Genomic DNA, 18,616 nt, shown 5'->3' with positions numbered 1-18,616 from the left:
ATTTCGCGGTCTGCGAATCAGCGGGAGGCGGTGTGATTGATCACACCCGGAATTCCCGCCCCGCCTACCCTGCGTGATCACTACGCCCGAAAAAAGACCGGAAAATCCATGTTTCCGCTGGTCATGATCACGGGAAGTACACGTGTTGGCACGAGTGATGTGCGACTTTCAGACCGGAACAGGTCCTGATCGGCCACCGTTGCGATCACCTCATCCGGGGTGACGTTGGGTGTCGATTGAGTAACAGGCCTTGATGTGAGGCAAAATCTCCGCCTCAGGTCGGGCACAAGTCCGGCCTCCCGCGCGTTACGTGCGCTGAGACACCAGCAGACACCCAGAGGGGGAGAGCGACACATGGCAACGGATTACGACACACCACGCAAGACTGACGATGACGTCAATGAGGACAGCATCGAGGAACTGAAGGCTCGCCGGAACGAGAAGTCCACGTCCGCGGTGGACGTCGACGAGTTCGACCAGGCCGAGTCCCTGGAGCTGCCCGGCGCCGATCTCTCCAACGAGGAGCTTTCGGTCCGGGTGCTTCCCCGGCAGGCGGACGAGTTCACCTGCATGACCTGCTTCCTGGTTCACCACCGGAGCCAGCTGGCCGGCGAGGCGAAGAACGGCGACCCGATCTGCCGCGACTGCGCGGCCTGAGGCAGCGGGTAGCCGTGAAGGGCTCGCAGGAGGGCCGGGAGGACGACGAGCGAGGCCGTGCGGCCTCGCTCGCGGCCGCCATAGGCCGCGGGGTCAGGAGCGGGGCCAGGACGGGCGGCAAGGGCGCGAGGGTCGGTTTCGGCTCGCTCGCCGAGCGGCTCGTCGAGGCGGCCCCGCGCATCCCCGTGCGCGACCTGGCGACACTGCGCAAGCAGTTCCCGGGTCTGGGTCCCGAGGACATCGCGGACCGGCTCATCGCCGGTGCTGTCAAAGGCACCATGACCGTCGGAGCAGGCGTGGGAGCGGCGGCGATGCTGCCGACCCCGCCCGCCATGCCGGCGGAACTGGCCGCGGAGACGCTCGGCGTCGCGGCGGTCGAGTACAAGCTCATCGCCGAGCTGCACGAGGTCTACGGGCTCCGTGCGGCCGGCACCGTACGGGAGCGCGCGGCCGCCTACCTGTGGTCGTGGACCGAACAGCGGGGCATCGACGTGCTCAGGCTGTCCTCGCTCAACATCGCGCTCGGCGGCAAGATGAAGCGGGAGCTGCGCCAACAGCTCCTCAAGCGCACCGTGCGCCACCTGCCGACGCTGACCCCGTTCATGATCGGCGCCGCCGTGGGAGCCACGATGAACCGGCGCGACACCAAGAAGCTCGCGGAGAAGGTCCGAAGGGACCTGCGCGCCGCCCAGATCCCCTGGGACGAGCTGCCCGGCCCCGAGCTGCCGGAAGCCCCGCTGCCTCCCGCTATCGAGCTCTGACGGCCTCCAGGGCCTGTGCCAGGCGCTCGGGGGAGCGCGTCGACAGATAGACATACGGCGTCGGGTCCGCCGGATCCGTGATCTCGACCTTGAGCGCGGTCGGTACGTAGCTGCGCAGCAGCATGAAGGCGCGCGGGTCGGCCTTCCGGCCGCGCCAGGCGACCGTCTCCGCCGGGTCCAGCACCGTCGCCCCGCCCAGCGCCGTGACCGGGATCTTCGCCTCGCCCGCGACCAGCGAGCCGGCCACCACGCGGATCCGCGCCGAGCCGTACGAACTCAGGCCCATCGCCGCCAGAGCGGTCCCGCCGGCCAGACCCGCCAGCATCGGCAGAACCCCGAAGGGGAACAGGATCAGCGCGGCCGAGACTCCCGCCCCCAGGGCCAGGAGCCACCAGGAGCGCGGGACGGTGAGACGTTCGTCGTAGGGCTGCATGGCATCCAGCTTGGCAGACCCTTAGCGGCCGCCCGCTTCCCGCCCGGCTACTTTCCGCGCAGCCGGTCCACCGCCCGCGCGACGCGCGGCGGGGCGGACCGCAGACCGGTCGCGAGCTGCTTGGCCCAGTCCGTCGCCGCGGTCGGCGCCACCGCGTCCAGGGCCGCCGTCGAGCGGGCACCGCCCCCGACCAGGTAACGCGGCAGCGGGCGCCGGGCGCTCAGCGCCTTCAGGACCGCCAGGGCCACCGGGCGCGGACCGGGCAGCGTCCGGGCGTCGCGCACCATCTGGTCGGCGGAGGCGTACTGGTCGCGGTAGGCCGACGTGCGCTCGGCCGGCAACAGCTCCGCGCCGCGCTCCCAGATCCCGGTGCGGTGCGAGCCCGGCTCGATCAGCACCACCTTCACCCCGAACGGTGCGGTCTCCATGCGCAGCGCGTCGGTCACCGACTCCAGGGCCTGCTTGCTGGCGCAGTACCAGCCCAGCATCGGCAGCGAGACCCGGCCGGCGACCGACGAGATGTTGACGATCCGGCCCGCCCGGCGCTCCCGCATCGCCGGCAGCACCAGCCGGGCGATGCGGGCGGGCGCGACCAGGTTCGTCTCCAGTTGGCGCCGCACCTGATCGTCGTCGACGTCCTCGACGGCGCCGGGTTGGGCGAAACCCGCGTTGTTGACCACCGCCCAGGGGCCGCCGTCCGTCAGCATCGCGATCTCGGTGAACGCCTGGACACAGGACGTCGCGTCGGCCACGTCCAGCAGTACCGTGCGCACCGCCGCCCCCGTGCGTTCCACCACCGCCCGCAGCGCCTCGGCCTTCTCCGGCGTCCGCACGGTGCCGATCACGTCGAATCCGGCGTGCGCGAGCTCGAGAGTGACGGCGAGGCCGATGCCTCGGCCGGCTCCGGTGACGACGACGGACTTGGGACTCATGTGCGCTCCGGTCAAGGTGGGGTAGAAGCCGGTACGGGTCAACGGACGACCGACGGGAAAGGATCCCGCAGGAGGGTAGGGTCTCGGGCGTGAGTGGAGCTACCGCATCCGAAAGCCCTGGCCGGCCGGGCCTGAAGCCGCCGCCAGACGCAGCCCTGCCCGTACGGCATCCCGGTGCGCCCGCGCCCGGTGAGCTCCTCGGGGCGCATTACGACCAGTGTTTCGGATGTGGCGAGGGACAGCCGCACGGACTGCACCTGGAGTCCCGTGCGGGTGACGGCGTGAGCGTCACCGCCGAATTCACCGTACAGACCGCCCACCAGGGCGCGCCGGGCCTCGCGCACGGCGGCGTACTGGCGTCGGCGCTGGACGAGACGCTCGGCTCGCTGAACTGGTTGCTGCAGGTCATCGCGGTGACCGGTCGGTTGGAGACGGACTTCGTCCGCCCGGTGCCGGTCGGCACCACCCTGTATCTGCGGGCGCACTGCCGCGCGGTCGCCGGACGGAAGATCTACAGCACCGCCGAAGGCCGGATCGGCAGCCCCGACGGACCGGTCGCGGTCCGCGCGGAGGCGCTCTTCTTGGAAGTGAAGCTCAACCACTTCACCGACAACGGCCGTCCCGAGGAGATCCGGGCCGCGATGTCCGACCCTGACCAGGTCAAGGTCGCCCGCGCCTTCGAGGTGAACCCGTGAGTGAAGCAGCACGACGTCCTGTGGACGTCCTCATCCGCCGTCTCGACGACTCGGTGCCCATCCCGGCGTACGAGCACCCGGGCGACGCGGGAGCCGACCTGGTGACCACCCAGGCCGCGGAACTCGCCCCCGGCGAACGCACGGTGCTCCCCACCGGAGTCTCCATCGCGCTGCCGGACGGGTATGCCGCCTTCGTACACCCCCGCTCGGGCCTGGCGGCCAGGTGCGGAGTGACCCTCGTGAATGCCCCGGGAACGGTCGATGCCGGGTACCGTGGGGAGATCAAGGTGATCGTGGTCAACCTGGACCCGCGCGAGAGCGTGCGGTTCGAACGGGGAGATCGGATCGCCCAACTGGTCGTCCAGCAGGTCGAACGGGTCCGCTTCCACGAGGTCGCGGAACTTCCCGGTTCTGCCAGGGCCGCTGGGGGCTTCGGCTCCACCGGGGGACATGCCTCGGTAGGCGATGCCCCCGACGGCCAGGCCGGTAATGGATTCGCTTCGGTCGTTGCAGACCGGGAAGGACAGTGACCGTGTTCCGTCGTCGTCGCAAGGAGCGCGAAGACGCCCTCGACGAGCTCGAGGGCGCGAGCCCCGACGAGCTGGCCGAAGACGCCGAAAACGCCGGGGAGTCCGACGACTCCGGCGTATCGGGTCGGTACAACCTTCCGCCCGCCCCCAGGCCCGACGGGCCCTGGGACCTGAGCGAGGTCAAGCAGCCCGGCGAAGGCCGGGTCGACCTCGGCGGGCTGTTCGTGCCCGGTGTCGAGGGCATGGAGCTGCGCGTCGAGGTGGCCGGTGAGTCGATCGTCGCCGCGACCGTGGTGCTGAACGACAGCGCTGTCCAGCTCCAGGCGTTCGCCGCCCCGAAGTCCGAGGGCATCTGGGGTGAGGTGCGCGACGAGATCGCGTCCGGCATCACCAAGCAGGGTGGCATCGTCGACGAGATCGAGGGTTCGCTGGGCTGGGAGCTGCGCGCGCAGGTTCCCGTACAGCTGCCGGACGGTACCAACGGCGTGCAGCTGGTCCGCTTCATCGGCTGTGACGGCCCGCGCTGGTTCCTGCGCGGCGTCATCTCCGGCCAGGGTGCGGTGCAGCCGCAGGCCGCAGGCCTGCTGGAGACGGTCTTCCGCGACACCGTGGTGGTCCGCGGCGATACGCCGATGGCGCCGCGCGACCCGATCGTGCTGAAGCTGCCGACCGACGCCCAGATGGTGCCCGAGGGCATCGCGCAGGACGAGACCGAGGGGCCGAAGTTCGGCGACGGGCTCGACCCGATGCGCCGCGGTCCGGAGATCACCCAGATCCACTAGGGCCTTGCCTGCCGACCCACCCCGCTCCACCGGCGGGTCGGACGATCGACCGCGCGAAGGGCCGGATCCATGACCACGGATCCGGCCCTTCGCCATGTCCGGGTCCCCATGTCCAAGGCGTCGTGCCTGGGCCCCGGAGTCCGGCCTCGGACGGGCGGTGCGGGTGATCCGTCGCGGGCATGGGCAGGACCGGCACATACGCTCTCCTTGACCGGGTCGATAGGCTCCAGCTGCCACGCGCGTACACGCAGCGGCAGGCCGGGAGCCGACGGGTGCGGCGCACGGCCGGGAGCGACCACACGGGGTGTGGCCCGGTGATCCGGGCCAGGAGGGGGACAGCGCATGAGCGAGCAGTCGACCGGGCACGCGGGGACGGCGGTCGCGGACGGGCCGGCGACCGGGGAGATGGTCGTCGTCGAGGACCTGCGCCGCACCTACGGCAGCGGAGAGACGGCCGTGCACGCGCTGCGCGGTGTCTCCTTCCGGGTGCCGCGCGGTGAGCTGGTGGCCCTCAAGGGCCGTTCCGGCTCCGGCAAGACGACCATCCTCAACCTGGTGGGCGGCCTGGACTCGCCCGACGGGGGCCGGATCACGCTGGACGGCACCGACCTCGCCACCCTCGGTGACAACGGCCTGCTGGCGCTGCGCCGCGACCGTATCGGCTTCGTCTTCCAGTCCTTCGGACTGATCCCCATCCTCACCGCCGCCGAGAACGTCGGCGTCCCCATGCGGCTGCGCAAGGTCCCGCCGCGCGAGCGCGAGGAGCGCGTGGAGCTCCTGCTGTCGCTCGTCGGGCTCTCCGACCACGCCGCCCAGCGCCCCGGCGAACTCTCCGGCGGCCAGCAGCAGCGGGTTGCCATCGCCCGCGCCCTGGCCAACCGGCCCGTCCTGATCATCGCGGACGAGCCGACCGGCCAGCTCGACGCCGAGACCGGCCTCGCCGTCATGGAACTGCTGCGCGCCGTCGTCCGCAGCGAGGGCGTCACCGCCCTCGTCGCCACCCATGACGCGCAGTTGCTGGCCCTGGCCGACCGGGTGCTCGAACTGCGCGACGGCCGGATCGTCGACGAGAGGTGAGCGCACGGGCCGGCACCGCGGCGGGCGGGGTTCAGCCGCCGTCCGCGACACCCAGCTCGGCGAGCAGGTCCGCGCGCAGTTCCGCGAACCGCGGATCGGTGCGCTGCCGCGCGCCGGGCAGGTCGATGCCGCGGGCCAGGCTGATCCGGCCGTCGGTGAGGACCAGGACGCGGTCCGCGAGGAGCACGGCCTCGTCCACGTCGTGCGTGACGAGCAGCACGGCGGGACGGTGCCGGGCACACAGATCGCGCAGCAGGGCGTGCATCCGCAGCCGGGTGAGGGCGTCCAGGGCGCCGAACGGCTCGTCCAGGAGCAGCAGTTCCGGCTCGCGGACGAGCGCCCTGGCGAGGGCGGCGCGCTGGGCTTCGCCGCCCGACAGGGTCGCCGGCCAGGCCTTCTCGTGCCCGCTCAGTCCCACCTCGGCCAGCGCCGCTCGCCCGCTGTCGCGGGCGCCCTGCCGGGGCAGGCCGAGGACGACGTTGTCCAGGACCCGCTTCCAGGGCTGCAGCCGCGGATCCTGGAAGACCACCGAACGGCGCCGCGGCACGAGCAGCCGGCCGTCGATCGCCGGGTCGAGGCCGGCCATGGCGCGCAGCAGGGTGGACTTGCCGGAGCCGCTGCGGCCCAGGAGGGCGACGAACTCGCCCCGCCGGATGTCCAGATCGATGCCGGCCAGCACCTCACGGCCGTCGAACGACCGGCGTACCGAGCGTGCGGAGACCGAGACCGGCGCCGGTTCACCGGCCGGTTCCCCGGCCGCCCCCGAGAGCGTGGCCGGGGCCTTCGTACTCGTGGCCGTCGTCATCACGCGCCTCCCTCGAAGCCCCGCCGCCAGGCCAGCAGACGGCGTTCCAGCAACCGGACGAGACCGTCCGCGGTCAGGCCCAGCAGGCCGTAGATGAGCAGGCCGAGCACGATGATGTCCGTGCGGTACCAGCTCTGCGCCTGGTTCATCAGGTAGCCGATGCCGTTGGTGGCGTTGAGCTGTTCGGCGATGATCATGACGAGCCAGGCGCCGGTGAGCGCGAAGCGCAGGCCCACCAGGAACCCGGGGACGGCGCCGGGCAGGATCACGTGCCGCACCAGCCCCAGACGCCCCAGGCCGACGGTTCTGGCGGACTCCACCAGGCGGTTGTCGACGCCGCGGATCGCCGCGTAGGTGTTCACGTAGACGGGGAAGGCCGTGCCGAACGCGACCAGCGCGATCTTCGGCGTCTCGCCCACCCCGAACCAGATGATCACCAGCGGCAGCAGGCCCAGCACCGGCAGCGCGCGCAGCACCTGCATCGTCGAGTCGACCAGCTCGTCACCGAGCCGGAAGAGCCCCGCGACGACGGCGAGCACGACCCCCGCGCTCACCCCGATGGAGAGCCCGGAGACGACCCGGGTCAGCGAGGCGAGCAGATGGTCGGCCAGCTCCCCGGTGCGCCCCAGCTCCCAGGCGGCGGACAGCACCGCGCTCGGCGGGGCGAGTACCCGGTCGTTCACGATGCCGAAGGTGCCCAGCAACTGCCAGCTGAGGACCACCAGCAGCGGGCCGGCCAGCCGGCGCACGGGACGCGGCAGCCGGACCAGGGTGCGGCGCGGTCTGCTCAGCGACGCGGCGTCGACCAGCCCTTCGCGGTCAGTGACCGGTGGCACGGACCCGGCCGGTGGCGCCGTGGCGCCGCCCGCGAGGGGCGGCGCCACGGCCTCGGCCAGTACCTCAGGCACCGACGACCACCTTGTGATCGGCGGTGAAGGGCCGGCCCTCGATCAGCTCGGACGGGGTGCCGTCAGGGCCGACCGGGACATCACCGATCAGAGTGACGCGGTGCAGCCGGCGCTCCACGTCGAGGTGCTCGATGTCGCGCGGCGCGAGGTGCGCGGTGGCGCGGTTGTCCCAGAAGGCCACGCTGCCCGGCTCCCAGCGGAACCGCACGGTGTACTCGGGCCGGGTGATCTCCTCGTAGAGCAGGTTGAGGAGAGCCCGGCTCTCGCGCGGGGTGACATCCACCAGGTGGCTGGTGAAGCCGGGGTTGACGAAGAGCGCGCGCTCGCCGGTCTCCGGGTGCACCCGCACCACGGGGTGCACGGCGACGAGCAGGTTGTCGTTGATCCGGCGGGCGTACTCGCTGTTGCCCTCCGCCTTCTCCGCGCCGCCGTAGCGGTGCTCGGCGCGGAGCGTGTCGACAAAGGCGCGGACGGGCGCGGACAGGCCCTCGTACGCGGCGACCAGGTTGGTCCAGGTGGTGTCGCCGCCGAACTCCGGGACGGACTCGGCGCGCAGGATCGAACCGGCGGGCGGGTTGACAGCCGCGGTGACGTCCGTGTGCCAGCCGGCGAAGTAGCTGTACTGGCGCTTGCGCACGGCCTCGCGGAAGCCGGCGCCGTACCGCTTCTCGTAGCGGCGCGGGTCGATGGTGAAGATCTCCGGGTGGTCCTCCGGCGGGGTGTCGTCGTGCGGGTGGGCGTAGGTCAGCTCGCCGAACTGCCGGCCGAAGGCGATCTGCGAGGCGTGGTCGAGCTCCTGGCCGCGGAAGAAGACCACCTTCCAGCGGTGCAGCGCCTCCTTGATCAGCAGCAGGTTCTCCTCGGAGAGCGGGAGCGAGAGGTCCACGCCGGAGATGTCGGCGCCGGTGTGGCCGGAGGTGGGACGGACGGTGACAGCCATGGTGATCAGCCCTTCGTCAGCTGGGAGTTGAAGTTCTTGAGCAGGTCGAGGTCGAACTGTGGCGATATGTCGACGTGCCGGGGCAGCTGCCCGTTCTCCTCGAAGAGATCGGACTGCGCCTGCTGGGCGGCCCGGACGGTGGCGTCCACCGGCACGTACGAGGAGCTGCCGGAGCCCTGCCACACCTGCTTGCCGACGGTCTGCGTCTGCTTGCGGACGCCGACGTAATACGCCTTCACCCACTCGTCCGGGTGAGTGCCGATCCAGGTGTTGGCGAGGACGAGGCGGTGGGTGAAGTCCTGCAGCGCCGCCCGCTTCTCCGGGTCGGCGAGCGCCTTGTCGGACGCGAGCCGGTAGCTGTAGATGGACGGGAAGGCCCGCGCGTTGACGATCTGGACCGCGTCCGGGTGGTCGGCGAGGTACTTCACCCGGGTCTCCTCGGTGACCGGCGCGGCGTCGACCGTGCCGGACTCCAGCACGTTGCCGACGTTCTGCAGCGGCACGTCGACGGGGGTGATGTCCTGCTGCTTGAGGCCATCCTTCTTCAACACGCGCAGCAGAAAGCCCTGGTTGGCGGTGTTGCGGGAGTACGCGACCTTCCGGCCCTTGAGGTCGGCGGCGGTCCTGATGCCGCTGCCGGGCCGGGCGACGAGCGTGTAGCCGGGACCGTCCGAGGTGCTCGCCGCGATCACCTTGGCGGCGATGCCGCTCGCCTGGGCGAAGAGGGCCGGGGTGTCGCCCATGGTGCCGAAGTCGATCGCCCCGGCCTGGAGCGCCTGGTTGACGAGCGGCCCGCTGTCGAACTGGTTGAACTCCACCTTGTACGACAGGTTCTTCAGCTGTCCCGCCGCCTTCAGCGTGGTGGCCACGCTCTGCCCCTGGTCACCGATCCGCAGCGTGACCTTGCCGCTGCCGGATGTCTCGGCGGCGCTGGACGCTCCGCCGCACGCGGCCGCCAGCGGCAGCACGAGGGCGATCAGGAGCGGCACGGCGAAGGGTCGCAGCCGCGACCGTGAGGGCGGGCGCATCAGCGTTCCCCGTCGCGGGGCTGGGCGAGGGCGGTGTTGTACGCGGTGTCGTCACCGGTGACGGCCCGGCTGTGCGATCCGTCCACGGCGATCGGGGCGTCACCGGCGAGGGTGATCCGCTGGACCCGGCGCGGCAGGGTGCCGTAGTCGGCCACCGCGTAGTGCTGGGTGGCACGGTTGTCCCAGAACGCCACGTCGCCGGGCGCCCAGCGCCACCGCACCGTGTTCTCCAGCTCCGTCACGTGCGACTGCAGCAGCCGCAGCAGGTCGCGCGAGTCGTCGCCGTTCCAGCCGATGAACCGCCGGACGAAGCCGCCGAGCACCAGGGCGCGTTCGCCGGTCTCGGGGTGCACGCGCACCACCGGGTGCTCGGTCTCGTACGCGGTGGAGGTGAAGACCTCGCGCTGCCGGCGGGCGGCGTCGGTGTCGTCGGCCGGCTTGTAGGCCGCGTAGTCGTAGCTGTTGGAGTGCACCGCCCACAGCCGGTCCGCGAGTTCGCGCAGCTCGGCGGGGAGATTCGCATAGGCGGCCGCGGTGTTGGCCCACACGGTGTCGCCGCCGTACGGAGGGATGGTGACCGCCCGCAGGATGGAGCCGAGCGGGGGGTGCCGGACGAAGGTGACGTCGGTGTGCCAGTGGTTGGCGCGCCCAGTGGTGCGCCCGTAGTCGAGATCGAGGACGGCGGGCGAGCCCTCCAGCGCCGGGATGGTCGGATGCGCGGTGGTGGGCGTGCCGAAGCGGCGGGCGAAACGTTCGTGCGCCGCCTGGTCGAGATCCTGGCCGCGGAAGAACACGACCTTGTGCTCCAGCAGCGCGGCGCGGATCTCGGCGATCGTCCCGGCGGACAGATCGGCGGCGAGGTCCACGCCGCTGATCTCGGCGCCGATGTTCCCGGCGACCTTGGCGACGTCGAGTGCGGTCTGGGTGGGTGCGGTCATGGCGAAGCAGCTCCAACTCATGGGTGGGCAGGGTGGGCAGGGCGAAACCGGCACCACAGGGCGCGGAAAACCGCGGACCGGAAAACCGCGGACCGGAAACCGGCGAACCGGAAAACGGCGAAGCGGAAAACGGCGAAGCGGAAAGCCGGCCCCTGTGGAGGCGGAAAAGGCGACGGGAGATCAGGCGCCGGGGGAGCGACGGAGATCGGGCGCCAGGAGGCGGAGCCGCTCGGTCAGCGCGTGCGGCCGGCAGGGCCGGCGAGGGTGGCGCGACCGGCGGGGCCGGTGGAGCCGGTGGGACGACAGCCGAGACCGGCGAAATGGTGGGCACGGAAGGCGTTGACCGCCTCCCGCCCGGCGGCGTCGCGCGCCGTTGCCCTACCTGTCGTGTCCATGTATCGATTCTGCGGAGCTTCGACCCGCCGGGCAATGATTAACGACGCGGTGGAAGAAACCCCCGTGGCGCCGTGCCGACTACGCCGACCGGGCCGTGCGCAGTTCCATCGGCCGCCGGTAGACCGCGTCGAGCACCACGGCCCCGGCCGCGACCGCGAGCACCTGTTCACCGAAACTCGTGGGGACCACGGCCCGTTCGGGATCCGTGCACAGATGGGAGTGCGCGGCGACCTCCTCGTACAGGTCGGGCAGCAGCTCGGGGAAGTGCACCGCCGCGGCCTCCGCGACGACCAGCACCTCGGGGTTGATGACGTCGAGCAGCAGGGCCGCCGCCCGGCCCACGGTGCGCAGCCGCTCGCGCAGCATCAGCACCGCGCCCGCGTGGCCGTCGCGGGCCCGGGACAGCAGCAGCCGGAAGTCCGGCGCGGGCACGATGCCGGCCTCGAAGGCCCGCTGGGACAGGGTGAGTTCGGAGACCGCCTCCTGGAGGCAGCCGGTACGGCCGCACGTGCAACGCTGCCCGGGAGCGCCGAGCGGCAGATGCGCGACATCGCCCGCGCCCGACCTGCGGCCGCGCAGGACGCTGCCGCCCGTCGCGATCGCCGCGTCGACCACGTTGCCGACGAAGAGCTGCACCAGCTCCTCGCGCCCCACCCCCGCGCCGAACATCAGCTCCGCCCGCGCGAGCGCCCGCGCGTGTCCGTCGACATGCACCGGCAGCCGGGTCGCGGCGGCCAGCACGCTCCGCACTGGGACGTCCCGCCAGCCCAGCGGGGCGTGCTCGACGACGGTGCCCTGCTCGCTGTCCACCCAGCCGCCGGTGACGACCCCCAGGCCGAGCACGGACCGCCCGGCGGCGTGCCGGTGCAGGAAGCCGGGCAGATGGCCGCGGATCCCGCCCAGGACGTCGCCGACCGAGCCGTCGTGCGGCAGCCGTTCGTGGGCCGTCACCCGACCGCGCAGGTCCACCACGGCGAACGTGGTGTGCGGCAGCGCGATGTGCACCCCGCAGACGGCGTGGTGGGCGGGGTCGACATCCACCGGCACCTTGGGGCGGCCGGCCCGCGGTGGACCGTCCGGCGGCGGCAGCTCGCGCAGCAGCCCGAGCCCGATCAGCTCGGCGGTGTGCCGGGAGACGGCGGCCGGGCTCAGCCCGGTGTCCCGCGCCAGCGCGGTCCTGGCCACCGGACCGCCCCGCAGGACGGCCCGCAGGACCGCCCCGGTGCCGCCGCCCTCGCCGCCGCGGCCACCGGCCGGCACGGGCACGGACGGCAGGGCGACGAGCCACGGAGGGCGCGCGGTGGAGGGCATGCGCCGATGCTCGCGGGCGGCGCGCGGCGGGTCAACGGTGGGGCGTTACGTCCGTATGGCAGTCCTGCGAACACGGCCTGGCACCGTCTGTCGGCGCCCCGCGCGGCCCGTCGGGCCCGGGAGGACCGGTGTGCCTGGGGGCCGGCGAGAGCCCAGGGGGTTAAGGCGCCGTCAAGGTACTCCCCACCGGCCACCCCGGTCCCATATGTCCCCTTCGGTCGTTCTAAGGTCGAGTCAAGCGCCGCACGCGCGTCCGGGCGGCAGGCGCATCCGAGCAGAACGATGGGGCCATGGCACGCGGCAAACTGCGCATCTACCTCGGGGCGGCCCCCGGCGTGGGCAAGACCTACGCCATGCTCTCCGAGGCGCACCGGCGTACCGAGCGTGGCACCGACATCGTCGTCGCCTTCGTCGAGCACCACCGGCGCCCGCGCACCGAGGTGATGCTGCACGGCCTGGAGCAGATCCCGCGCAAGGAGCTGACGTACCGCGACGCCGAGTTCACCGAGATGGACGTGGACGCGGTGCTCGCGCGGCACCCGGCGGTCGCGCTCGTGGACGAGCTCGCGCACACCAACGTGCCCGGCTCGCGCAACGCCAAGCGCTGGCAGGACGTCGAGGAGCTGCTCCAGGCCGGGATCGACGTGGTCTCCACGGTCAACATCCAGCACCTGGAGTCGCTGGGCGACGTCGTCGAGTCCATCACCGGAGTCCGGCAGCGCGAGACCGTGCCCGACGAGGTGGTGCGCCGCGCCGACCAGATAGAGCTGGTCGACATGTCGCCACAGGCACTGCGGCGCCGCATGGCGCACGGCAACATCTACGCCTCGGACAAGGTCGACGCGGCGCTGTCCAACTACTTCCGGCCCGGCAACCTCACCGCGCTGCGCGAGCTGGCGCTGCTGTGGGTCGCCGACCGGGTCGACGAGTACCTCCAGGAGTACCGCGCCGACCACCGGATCTCCGCCGCCTGGCAGGCCCGCGAGCGCATCGTCGTCGGCCTCACCGGCGGCCCCGAGGGCCGCACCCTGATCCGCCGGGCCGCCCGGATGGCCGCCAAGGGCTCGGGCAGCGAGATCCTGGCCGTCCACATCGTCCGCAGCGACGGACTGGCCTCCGGCTCCACCAAGGAGCTGGCCGCCCAGCGGAGCCTGGTGGAGGACCTCGGCGGATCGTTCCACCACGTCATCGGGGAGGACATCCCCGAAGCCATGCTGGACTTCGCCCGCGGGGTCAACGCCACCCAGATCGTGCTGGGCACAAGCCGCCGCAAGGCCTGGCAGTACGTGCTGGGCCCCGGCGTCGGTTCCACCGTCGCCCGCGAGTCCGGCGACATCGATGTCCACATCGTCACCCACGAGCACGCCGCGAAGGGCCGCGGTATGCCCTCCGCGCGCGGCGCCAGCCTCGGCCGCGCCCGGGTGGTGGCCGGCTGGCTCACGGGCGTGCTGGGCCCCGTCCTGATGGCCCTGCTGCTCACCAACTGGCACCCCGGTATGAGCCAGGCCACCGAGATGCTGCTCTTCCTGACCCTCACCGTCGCGGCGGCCCTGGTCGGCGGGCTGCTCCCGGCGCTGACCTCGGCGTTTGCCGGATCGCTGCTGCTCAACTACTACTTCACACCGCCCACCCACTCGTTCACCATCGCCGAGCCCGAGAACATCATCGCGATCGTGATCTTCGTGGTGGTGGGCCTCGCGGTGGCGTCGGTCGTGGACCTCGCGGCCCGCCGCACCCAGCAGGCCGCGCGGCTGCGCTCGGAGGCCGAGATCCTGTCGTATCTGGCCGGCAGCGTGCTGCGCGGCGAGAGTTCCCTCGACGCGCTGCTGGAACGGGTCCGCGAGACGTTCGGGATGGACTCGGTGGTGCTGCTCGCACGGGACAGCGACCACGGCGCCTGGACCCGGGAGGCCAGCGTCGGTGACCGCCCCTGCCTGCGCCCCGAGGACGCCGATGTCGAGGTGCCGGTCAGCGACCGGCTCTCGCTGGCGCTCACCGGGCGGGTGCTGCCCGCCTCCGACCGCCGGGTGTTGTCCGCCTTCGCCGCGCAGGCCGCCGTCGTCATGGACCGGCAGCGGCTGGAGGGCGAGGCGGAGCACGCCCGCGAGCTGGCCGAGGGCAACCGCATCCGCACCGCGCTGCTCGCGGCCGTCTCCCACGACCTGCGGACACCGCTGGCTGCCATCAAGGCGTCGGTGTCGTCGCTGCGCGCCGACGACGTCGCCTGGTCCGACGAGGACGAGGCCGAGCTGCTGGCCGGTATCGAGGACGGCGCCGACCGGCTCGACCACCTGGTGGGCAACCTGCTCGACATGTCCCGCCTGCAGACCGGCACCGTCACCCCGCTGATCCGCGAGATCGATCTCGACGAGGTGGTGCCGATGGCGCTGGGCGGCGTCCCCGAGGGCAGCGTCGTCCTCGACATCCCGGAGAGCCTGCCGATGGTCGCCGTCGACCCGGGCCTGCTGGAGCGCGCGGTCGCCAACGTCGTCGAGAACGCCGTGAAGTACAGCTCTCCCGGATCCAAGGTCGTCGTGGCCGCCAGCGCGCTCGGCGAGCGGGTGGAACTGCGGGTCGTCGATCGCGGCCCCGGGGTGCCGGAAACCGCCAGGGACCGGATCTTCGAGCCGTTCCAGCGCTACGGCGACTCCCCGCGCGGCAACGGCGTGGGCCTGGGCCTCGCGGTCGCCCGCGGCTTCGCCGAGTCCATGGGCGGCACGCTGGTCGCCGAGGACACCCCCGGCGGCGGCCTGACGATGGTCCTCACCCTCCAGGCCGCCCTCGGCGGCCGCCCGGCCCGCCCCGACCTGCCGGCCGGAGCCACGTCGTGACCGCGGGAGTGAACGTGACCACGAGCAGCGGCACCGTGACCGAAGCGACGAGCATGACTGGCGTGACCGATGCGACGAACACGACCGACGTGACCGAGAAGAGGGACTCCATGTACCGGGTGCTCGTGGTGGACGACGAGCCGCAGATCGTGCGCGCTCTCGTGATCAATCTGCGGGCCCGCAAGTACGAGGTGGACGCCGCCCATGACGGGGCGACCGCGCTGCAGCTGGCCGCCGCCCGCCACCCGGACGTGATCGTCCTCGACCTCGGCCTGCCCGACATGGACGGCGTCGAGGTGATCCGGGGGCTGCGCGGCTGGACCCGGGTCCCGATCATCGTCCTGTCGGCCCGCCAGACGTCCGACGAGAAGGTCGAGGCGCTCGACGCCGGCGCGGACGACTACGTCACCAAGCCGTTCGGCATGGACGAGCTGCTGGCCCGGCTGCGGGCCGCCGTCCGCCGGGCGGCGCCCGGCGGGCCCGAGGACGATGCCGCGACCGTCGAGACCGAGACGTTCACCGTCGATCTGGCGGCCAAGAAGGTGAACCGGGGCGGCGCCGACGTCCGGCTCACCCCGACCGAGTGGCATCTGCTGGAGGTCCTGGTCCGCAACACCGGGCGGCTGGTCAGCCAGAAGCAGCTCCTGCAGGAGGTGTGGGGGCCCTCGTACGGCACCGAGACCAACTACCTGCGGGTCTACATGGCGCAGCTGCGGCGCAAGCTGGAGGCGGATCCCGCGCATCCGCGGCATTTCATCACCGAGCCGGGCATGGGCTACCGCTTCGAGCACTGAACGGGTCCGGGCGGCGGGGCGGAGATCCGCGGGCCCGCGATCGGGGCCGCGAGGCGGAAATCCGCGGGCCGGCGATCGGCCGTCCGGCGTACCGGACGCCTTGTCGGCCGGGCCCGGTACGCTTGAGACATGAGTGGTGCCACCCGTTCGGACCGACCCACCGGCCGCTTCCGCCGCATGATAGACCGCCTGTCGTCCTCCCAGGAGGAGCTGCACTCCGAGGAGCTGCAGAAGGACGCCCTGTCGGTCGGCTGCACGCGAATCTGCGACTGCGGAGACCGGCAGATAGTGACGGTGACCGGTAGTCTGCGCACGGTCACACTGCGACCGCGGGCCGGAGTGCCCGCGCTGGAGGCGGAGCTGTTCGACGGCTCCGCCGCCCTTGACGTGGTGTGGCTGGGACGCCGCAGTATCAACGGCATAGAGCCGGGCCGCAAGATCATCGCTTCGGGCCGGATCTCGATGAACCACGGTCGTCCCGTCCTGTTCAATCCCAAGTACGAACTGCGTCCGGTCGGACAGGAGTAGTCGGTGGCGTCGATCGACAAGCAGACAGAGGACCCGCGGACCGGGGAGGGGACGGACGGCGATTCGAAAGCCATCACCGAAGCCGCTCTCTTCGAGGCGTTCGGCGGCATCCGGGGCATGGTGGAGACCACCGTGCCCGGCCTGGTCTTCGTCCTGATCTACACGATCAACAGAGACATCCACATCGCGGCCATCGCCGCGCTGAGCCTTTCCGTGCTGCTCGGGCTCGCCCGACTGGCCCGCAAGGACACCCTCAAGCACGCCTTCAGCGGTGTGTTCGGCGTGGCCTTCGGCGCGGTCTTCGCGATGATGTCCGGCGATGCCAAGAACTTCTACCTGCCGGGGATGCTCTACACGCTCGGTCTGGCCGTCGCGTACATCGCCACCGCCATCGCCGGCGTCCCGCTGCTGGGCCTGATCCTCGGCCCGGTCTTCAAGGAAAACCTCTCCTGGCGCAAGCGCAACCCCGGCCGGCTGCGGGCCTACACCAAGGCCAGCTGGGCCTGGGGGCTGATCCTGCTCGCCAAGTCGGCGATCCTCTTCCCGCTCTACTGGTGGGGGGACGCCACCCAGCTCGGCTGGGTCAAGGTGGCGCTGGGCATCCCGCCGATGCTGCTCTCCGTCTACCTGACGTGGATCTTCCTGTCGAAGGCTCCGCCGCCGATCAACGTGATCGCCGAGATGGAGGCCGAGGAAGAGGCGAAGAAGGCCGCCGCCGCGTCCTGACCTCCGCGCACTCCGCTCAACTCCGCTCTTCATGACGACGGGCGCCCCGGACCATCCCGGTCCGGGGCGCCCGTCGTCATGACCGGTCCTGTCAGTCCTCCCGCTGTACGGAGAGCAGGTCCTCCAGCTGCTCCTCGCGGTGCGGTGCGGCGACGAACAGCAGCTCGTCACCGGCCTCCAGCGCGTCGTCCTTGGACGGCGTGAGCACCCGGTTGCCCCGGATGATCGTCACCAGCGAGGTGTCCTGCGGCCACTCCACGTCGCCGACACGGGTGCCGACCAGCGCGGCCTCCGGCGGCAGGGTGAGCTCCACCAGGTTCGCGTCGCCCTGGCTGAAGCGCATCAGCCGTACGAGGTCGCCGACGCTGACGGCCTCCTCGACCAGCGCGGACATCAGCCGCGGGGTCGAGACGGCCACGTCGACGCCCCAGGACTCGTTGAAGAGCCATTCGTTCTTGGGGTTGTTGACCCGGGCGACGACCCGGGGCACCCCGTACTCGGTCTTGGCCAGCAGCGAGACGACGAGGTTGACCTTGTCGTCACCGGTGGCGGCGATGACCACGTTGCAGCGCTGCAGCGCCGCCTCGTCCAGCGAGGTGATCTCGCAGGCGTCGGCGAGCAGCCACTCGGCCTGCGGCACCCGCTCCACCGAGATGGAGGTGGGGTTCTTGTCGACGAGCAGGACCTCGTGCCCGTTCTCCAGCAGCTCGCCCGCGATCGAGCGGCCGACCGCGCCGGCTCCGGCGATGGCGACTCTCATCAGTTCGCCTCCTCAGGACCCTTGGCACAGGCGGCCTCGACCTCGGCGACGCCGTCGGTGCGCATCATCACGTGCACCAGGTCGCCTTCCTGCAGCACCGTCTGGGAGCTCGGCAGCATGGCCTCGCCCAGCCGGGTGAGGAATGCCACACGGACGCCGGTCTCGTCCTGCAGTTTGCTGATCTTGTGGCCCACCCATGCCGGCGAGGTGTGCACTTCGGCGAGCTGCACACCGCCGCTCGGGTCCCGCCACAGCGGCTCGGCGCCCGAAGGCAGCAGCCGGCGCAGCATCTGGTCCGCGGTCCACCGCACGGTGGCCACGGTCGGGATGCCGAGGCGCTGGTAGACCTCGGCACGCCGGGGGTCGTAGATCCTGGCGGCCACGTTCTCGATACCGAACATCTCCCGGGCCACCCGGGCCGCGATGATGTTGGAGTTGTCGCCGCTGCTGACCGCCGCGAAGGCGCCTGCCTCCTCGATTCCGGCTTCGCGAAGCGTGTCCTGGTCGAACCCGACTCCGGTCACCCGGCGCCCGCCGAACCCGGATCCCAGGCGGCGGAAAGCCGTCGGGTCCTGGTCCACCACTGCGACCGTATGACCTTGCTGTTCGAAGGATTGCGCAAGAGTGGAACCCACCCGTCCGCAGCCCATAATCACGACGTGCACGCCCGTCCTTCCGGCTGTCAACATTTCTGGCCGATACTTGATAAGCGTCTCAGACCGCGGCCAAAGCTACACACGCTTGCACCCCAGCGGGAGGTTGCGGGCGGCCTGTGAGGGACTTT

21 protein-coding genes are annotated in these 18,616 nt (G+C 71.7%); 10 read left to right on the top strand and 11 right to left on the bottom strand.

Annotated elements, in window-relative coordinates; translation table 11 throughout:
• Positions 1-354 precede the first annotated feature (354 nt).
• On the top strand, positions 355-657 hold the full coding sequence (locus AC07DC_RS24890) for a DUF4193 domain-containing protein (RefSeq protein ID WP_138356502.1): 303 nt from the start codon (positions 355-357) through the stop codon (positions 655-657).
• Positions 576-1,418 (top strand): hypothetical protein, encoded by an 843-nt coding sequence (locus AC07DC_RS24885; RefSeq protein ID WP_478916782.1) that lies wholly within the window; start codon positions 576-578, stop codon positions 1,416-1,418. Before AC07DC_RS24890 ends, AC07DC_RS24885 begins: the two co-directional genes overlap by 82 nt.
• Here AC07DC_RS24885 and AC07DC_RS24880 read toward each other — a convergent pair.
• Positions 1,405-1,851, bottom strand: coding sequence for a DUF3093 domain-containing protein (locus AC07DC_RS24880; protein ID WP_478916678.1), 447 nt, complete (start codon positions 1,849-1,851; stop codon positions 1,405-1,407). The genes AC07DC_RS24885 and AC07DC_RS24880 overlap by 14 nt on opposite strands.
• A gap of 47 nt (positions 1,852-1,898) precedes the next feature.
• Entirely contained in the window at positions 1,899-2,783 is an 885-nt protein-coding gene (locus tag AC07DC_RS24875) for an SDR family oxidoreductase (protein ID WP_478916677.1), read from the bottom strand.
• 89 nt (positions 2,784-2,872) lie between these two features.
• Here AC07DC_RS24875 and AC07DC_RS24870 point away from each other — a divergent pair, with 89 nt between their 5' ends.
• The 4 genes from AC07DC_RS24870 (at position 2,873) to AC07DC_RS24855 (ending at position 5,867) form a co-directional block, all read left to right on the top strand.
• Positions 2,873-3,478: a PaaI family thioesterase gene (locus tag AC07DC_RS24870; protein WP_478916676.1), complete on the top strand. Its 606-nt coding sequence runs from the start codon at positions 2,873-2,875 to the stop codon at positions 3,476-3,478.
• Positions 3,475-4,008, top strand: coding sequence for a dUTP diphosphatase (dut, locus tag AC07DC_RS24865; protein WP_478916675.1), 534 nt, complete (start codon positions 3,475-3,477; stop codon positions 4,006-4,008). Before AC07DC_RS24870 ends, dut begins: the two co-directional genes overlap by 4 nt.
• A gap of 2 nt (positions 4,009-4,010) precedes the next feature.
• Positions 4,011-4,790 (top strand): DUF3710 domain-containing protein, encoded by a 780-nt coding sequence (locus AC07DC_RS24860; RefSeq protein ID WP_478916674.1) that lies wholly within the window; start codon positions 4,011-4,013, stop codon positions 4,788-4,790.
• 342 nt (positions 4,791-5,132) lie between these two features.
• The gene (locus AC07DC_RS24855; protein ID WP_478916673.1) at positions 5,133-5,867 is read left to right on the top strand and encodes an ABC transporter ATP-binding protein; all 735 of its coding nucleotides are present in this window, start codon (positions 5,133-5,135) and stop codon (positions 5,865-5,867) included.
• Between the two features lie 31 nt (positions 5,868-5,898).
• Here AC07DC_RS24855 and AC07DC_RS24850 read toward each other — a convergent pair whose 3' ends face one another.
• The 7 genes from AC07DC_RS24850 to AC07DC_RS24820 all read right to left on the bottom strand — a co-directional run bounded on the left by AC07DC_RS24850 (position 5,899) and on the right by AC07DC_RS24820 (position 12,193).
• Entirely contained in the window at positions 5,899-6,672 is a 774-nt protein-coding gene (locus AC07DC_RS24850) for an ABC transporter ATP-binding protein (protein WP_478916672.1), read from the bottom strand.
• Positions 6,672-7,580 carry an ABC transporter permease gene (locus AC07DC_RS24845; RefSeq protein ID WP_478916671.1) on the bottom strand — a complete coding sequence of 303 codons (909 nt, stop codon included), beginning with the start codon at positions 7,578-7,580 and terminating at the stop codon, positions 6,672-6,674. Before AC07DC_RS24845 ends, AC07DC_RS24850 begins: the two co-directional genes overlap by 1 nt.
• The gene (locus AC07DC_RS24840) at positions 7,573-8,520 is read right to left on the bottom strand and encodes a TauD/TfdA dioxygenase family protein (RefSeq protein ID WP_478916670.1); all 948 of its coding nucleotides are present in this window, start codon (positions 8,518-8,520) and stop codon (positions 7,573-7,575) included. The genes AC07DC_RS24845 and AC07DC_RS24840 overlap by 8 nt, the downstream gene beginning before the upstream one ends.
• 5 nt (positions 8,521-8,525) lie before the next feature.
• Positions 8,526-9,548, bottom strand: coding sequence for an aliphatic sulfonate ABC transporter substrate-binding protein (locus AC07DC_RS24835; protein ID WP_478916669.1), 1,023 nt, complete (start codon positions 9,546-9,548; stop codon positions 8,526-8,528).
• Complete coding sequence (locus AC07DC_RS24830; protein ID WP_478916668.1) at positions 9,548-10,486, bottom strand: TauD/TfdA dioxygenase family protein; 939 nt, start codon at positions 10,484-10,486, stop codon at positions 9,548-9,550. The genes AC07DC_RS24835 and AC07DC_RS24830 overlap by 1 nt, the downstream gene beginning before the upstream one ends.
• Before the next feature lie 233 nt (positions 10,487-10,719).
• Positions 10,720-10,881, bottom strand: coding sequence for a hypothetical protein (locus tag AC07DC_RS24825; protein WP_478916667.1), 162 nt, complete (start codon positions 10,879-10,881; stop codon positions 10,720-10,722).
• Positions 10,882-10,960: 79 nt separating this feature from the next.
• The gene (locus tag AC07DC_RS24820) at positions 10,961-12,193 is read right to left on the bottom strand and encodes an ROK family protein (RefSeq protein WP_478916666.1); all 1,233 of its coding nucleotides are present in this window, start codon (positions 12,191-12,193) and stop codon (positions 10,961-10,963) included.
• Positions 12,194-12,483: 290 nt separating this feature from the next.
• Here AC07DC_RS24820 and AC07DC_RS24815 point away from each other — a divergent pair, with 290 nt between their 5' ends.
• The 4 genes from AC07DC_RS24815 (at position 12,484) to AC07DC_RS24800 (ending at position 17,072) form a co-directional block, all read left to right on the top strand.
• Positions 12,484-15,024 carry a DUF4118 domain-containing protein gene (locus AC07DC_RS24815; RefSeq protein ID WP_478916665.1) on the top strand — a complete coding sequence of 847 codons (2,541 nt, stop codon included), beginning with the start codon at positions 12,484-12,486 and terminating at the stop codon, positions 15,022-15,024.
• A 110-nt stretch (positions 15,025-15,134) separates the two neighbouring features.
• Positions 15,135-15,818, top strand: coding sequence for a response regulator (locus tag AC07DC_RS24810; protein ID WP_478916781.1), 684 nt, complete (start codon positions 15,135-15,137; stop codon positions 15,816-15,818).
• Positions 15,819-15,947: 129 nt separating this feature from the next.
• Complete coding sequence (locus AC07DC_RS24805) at positions 15,948-16,346, top strand: OB-fold nucleic acid binding domain-containing protein (RefSeq protein ID WP_358790963.1); 399 nt, start codon at positions 15,948-15,950, stop codon at positions 16,344-16,346.
• A gap of 3 nt (positions 16,347-16,349) precedes the next feature.
• The gene (locus tag AC07DC_RS24800) at positions 16,350-17,072 is read left to right on the top strand and encodes a DUF3159 domain-containing protein (RefSeq protein WP_478916664.1); all 723 of its coding nucleotides are present in this window, start codon (positions 16,350-16,352) and stop codon (positions 17,070-17,072) included.
• Between the two features lie 91 nt (positions 17,073-17,163).
• Here AC07DC_RS24800 and AC07DC_RS24795 read toward each other — a convergent pair whose 3' ends face one another.
• Together AC07DC_RS24795 and AC07DC_RS24790 are read right to left on the bottom strand one after the other, a co-directional pair.
• Positions 17,164-17,832, bottom strand: a complete 669-nt coding sequence (locus tag AC07DC_RS24795) for a potassium channel family protein (protein ID WP_399650780.1) — start codon at positions 17,830-17,832, stop codon at positions 17,164-17,166.
• Positions 17,832-18,497: a potassium channel family protein gene (locus tag AC07DC_RS24790; protein ID WP_478916663.1), complete on the bottom strand. Its 666-nt coding sequence runs from the start codon at positions 18,495-18,497 to the stop codon at positions 17,832-17,834. The genes AC07DC_RS24795 and AC07DC_RS24790 overlap by 1 nt, the downstream gene beginning before the upstream one ends.
• Positions 18,498-18,616: the final 119 nt, after the last annotated feature.

The sequence above is a fragment of the Streptomyces sp. NPDC045021 genome, assembly GCF_056432645.1.
This window is presented reverse-complemented; position numbering and strand designations above follow the sequence as displayed.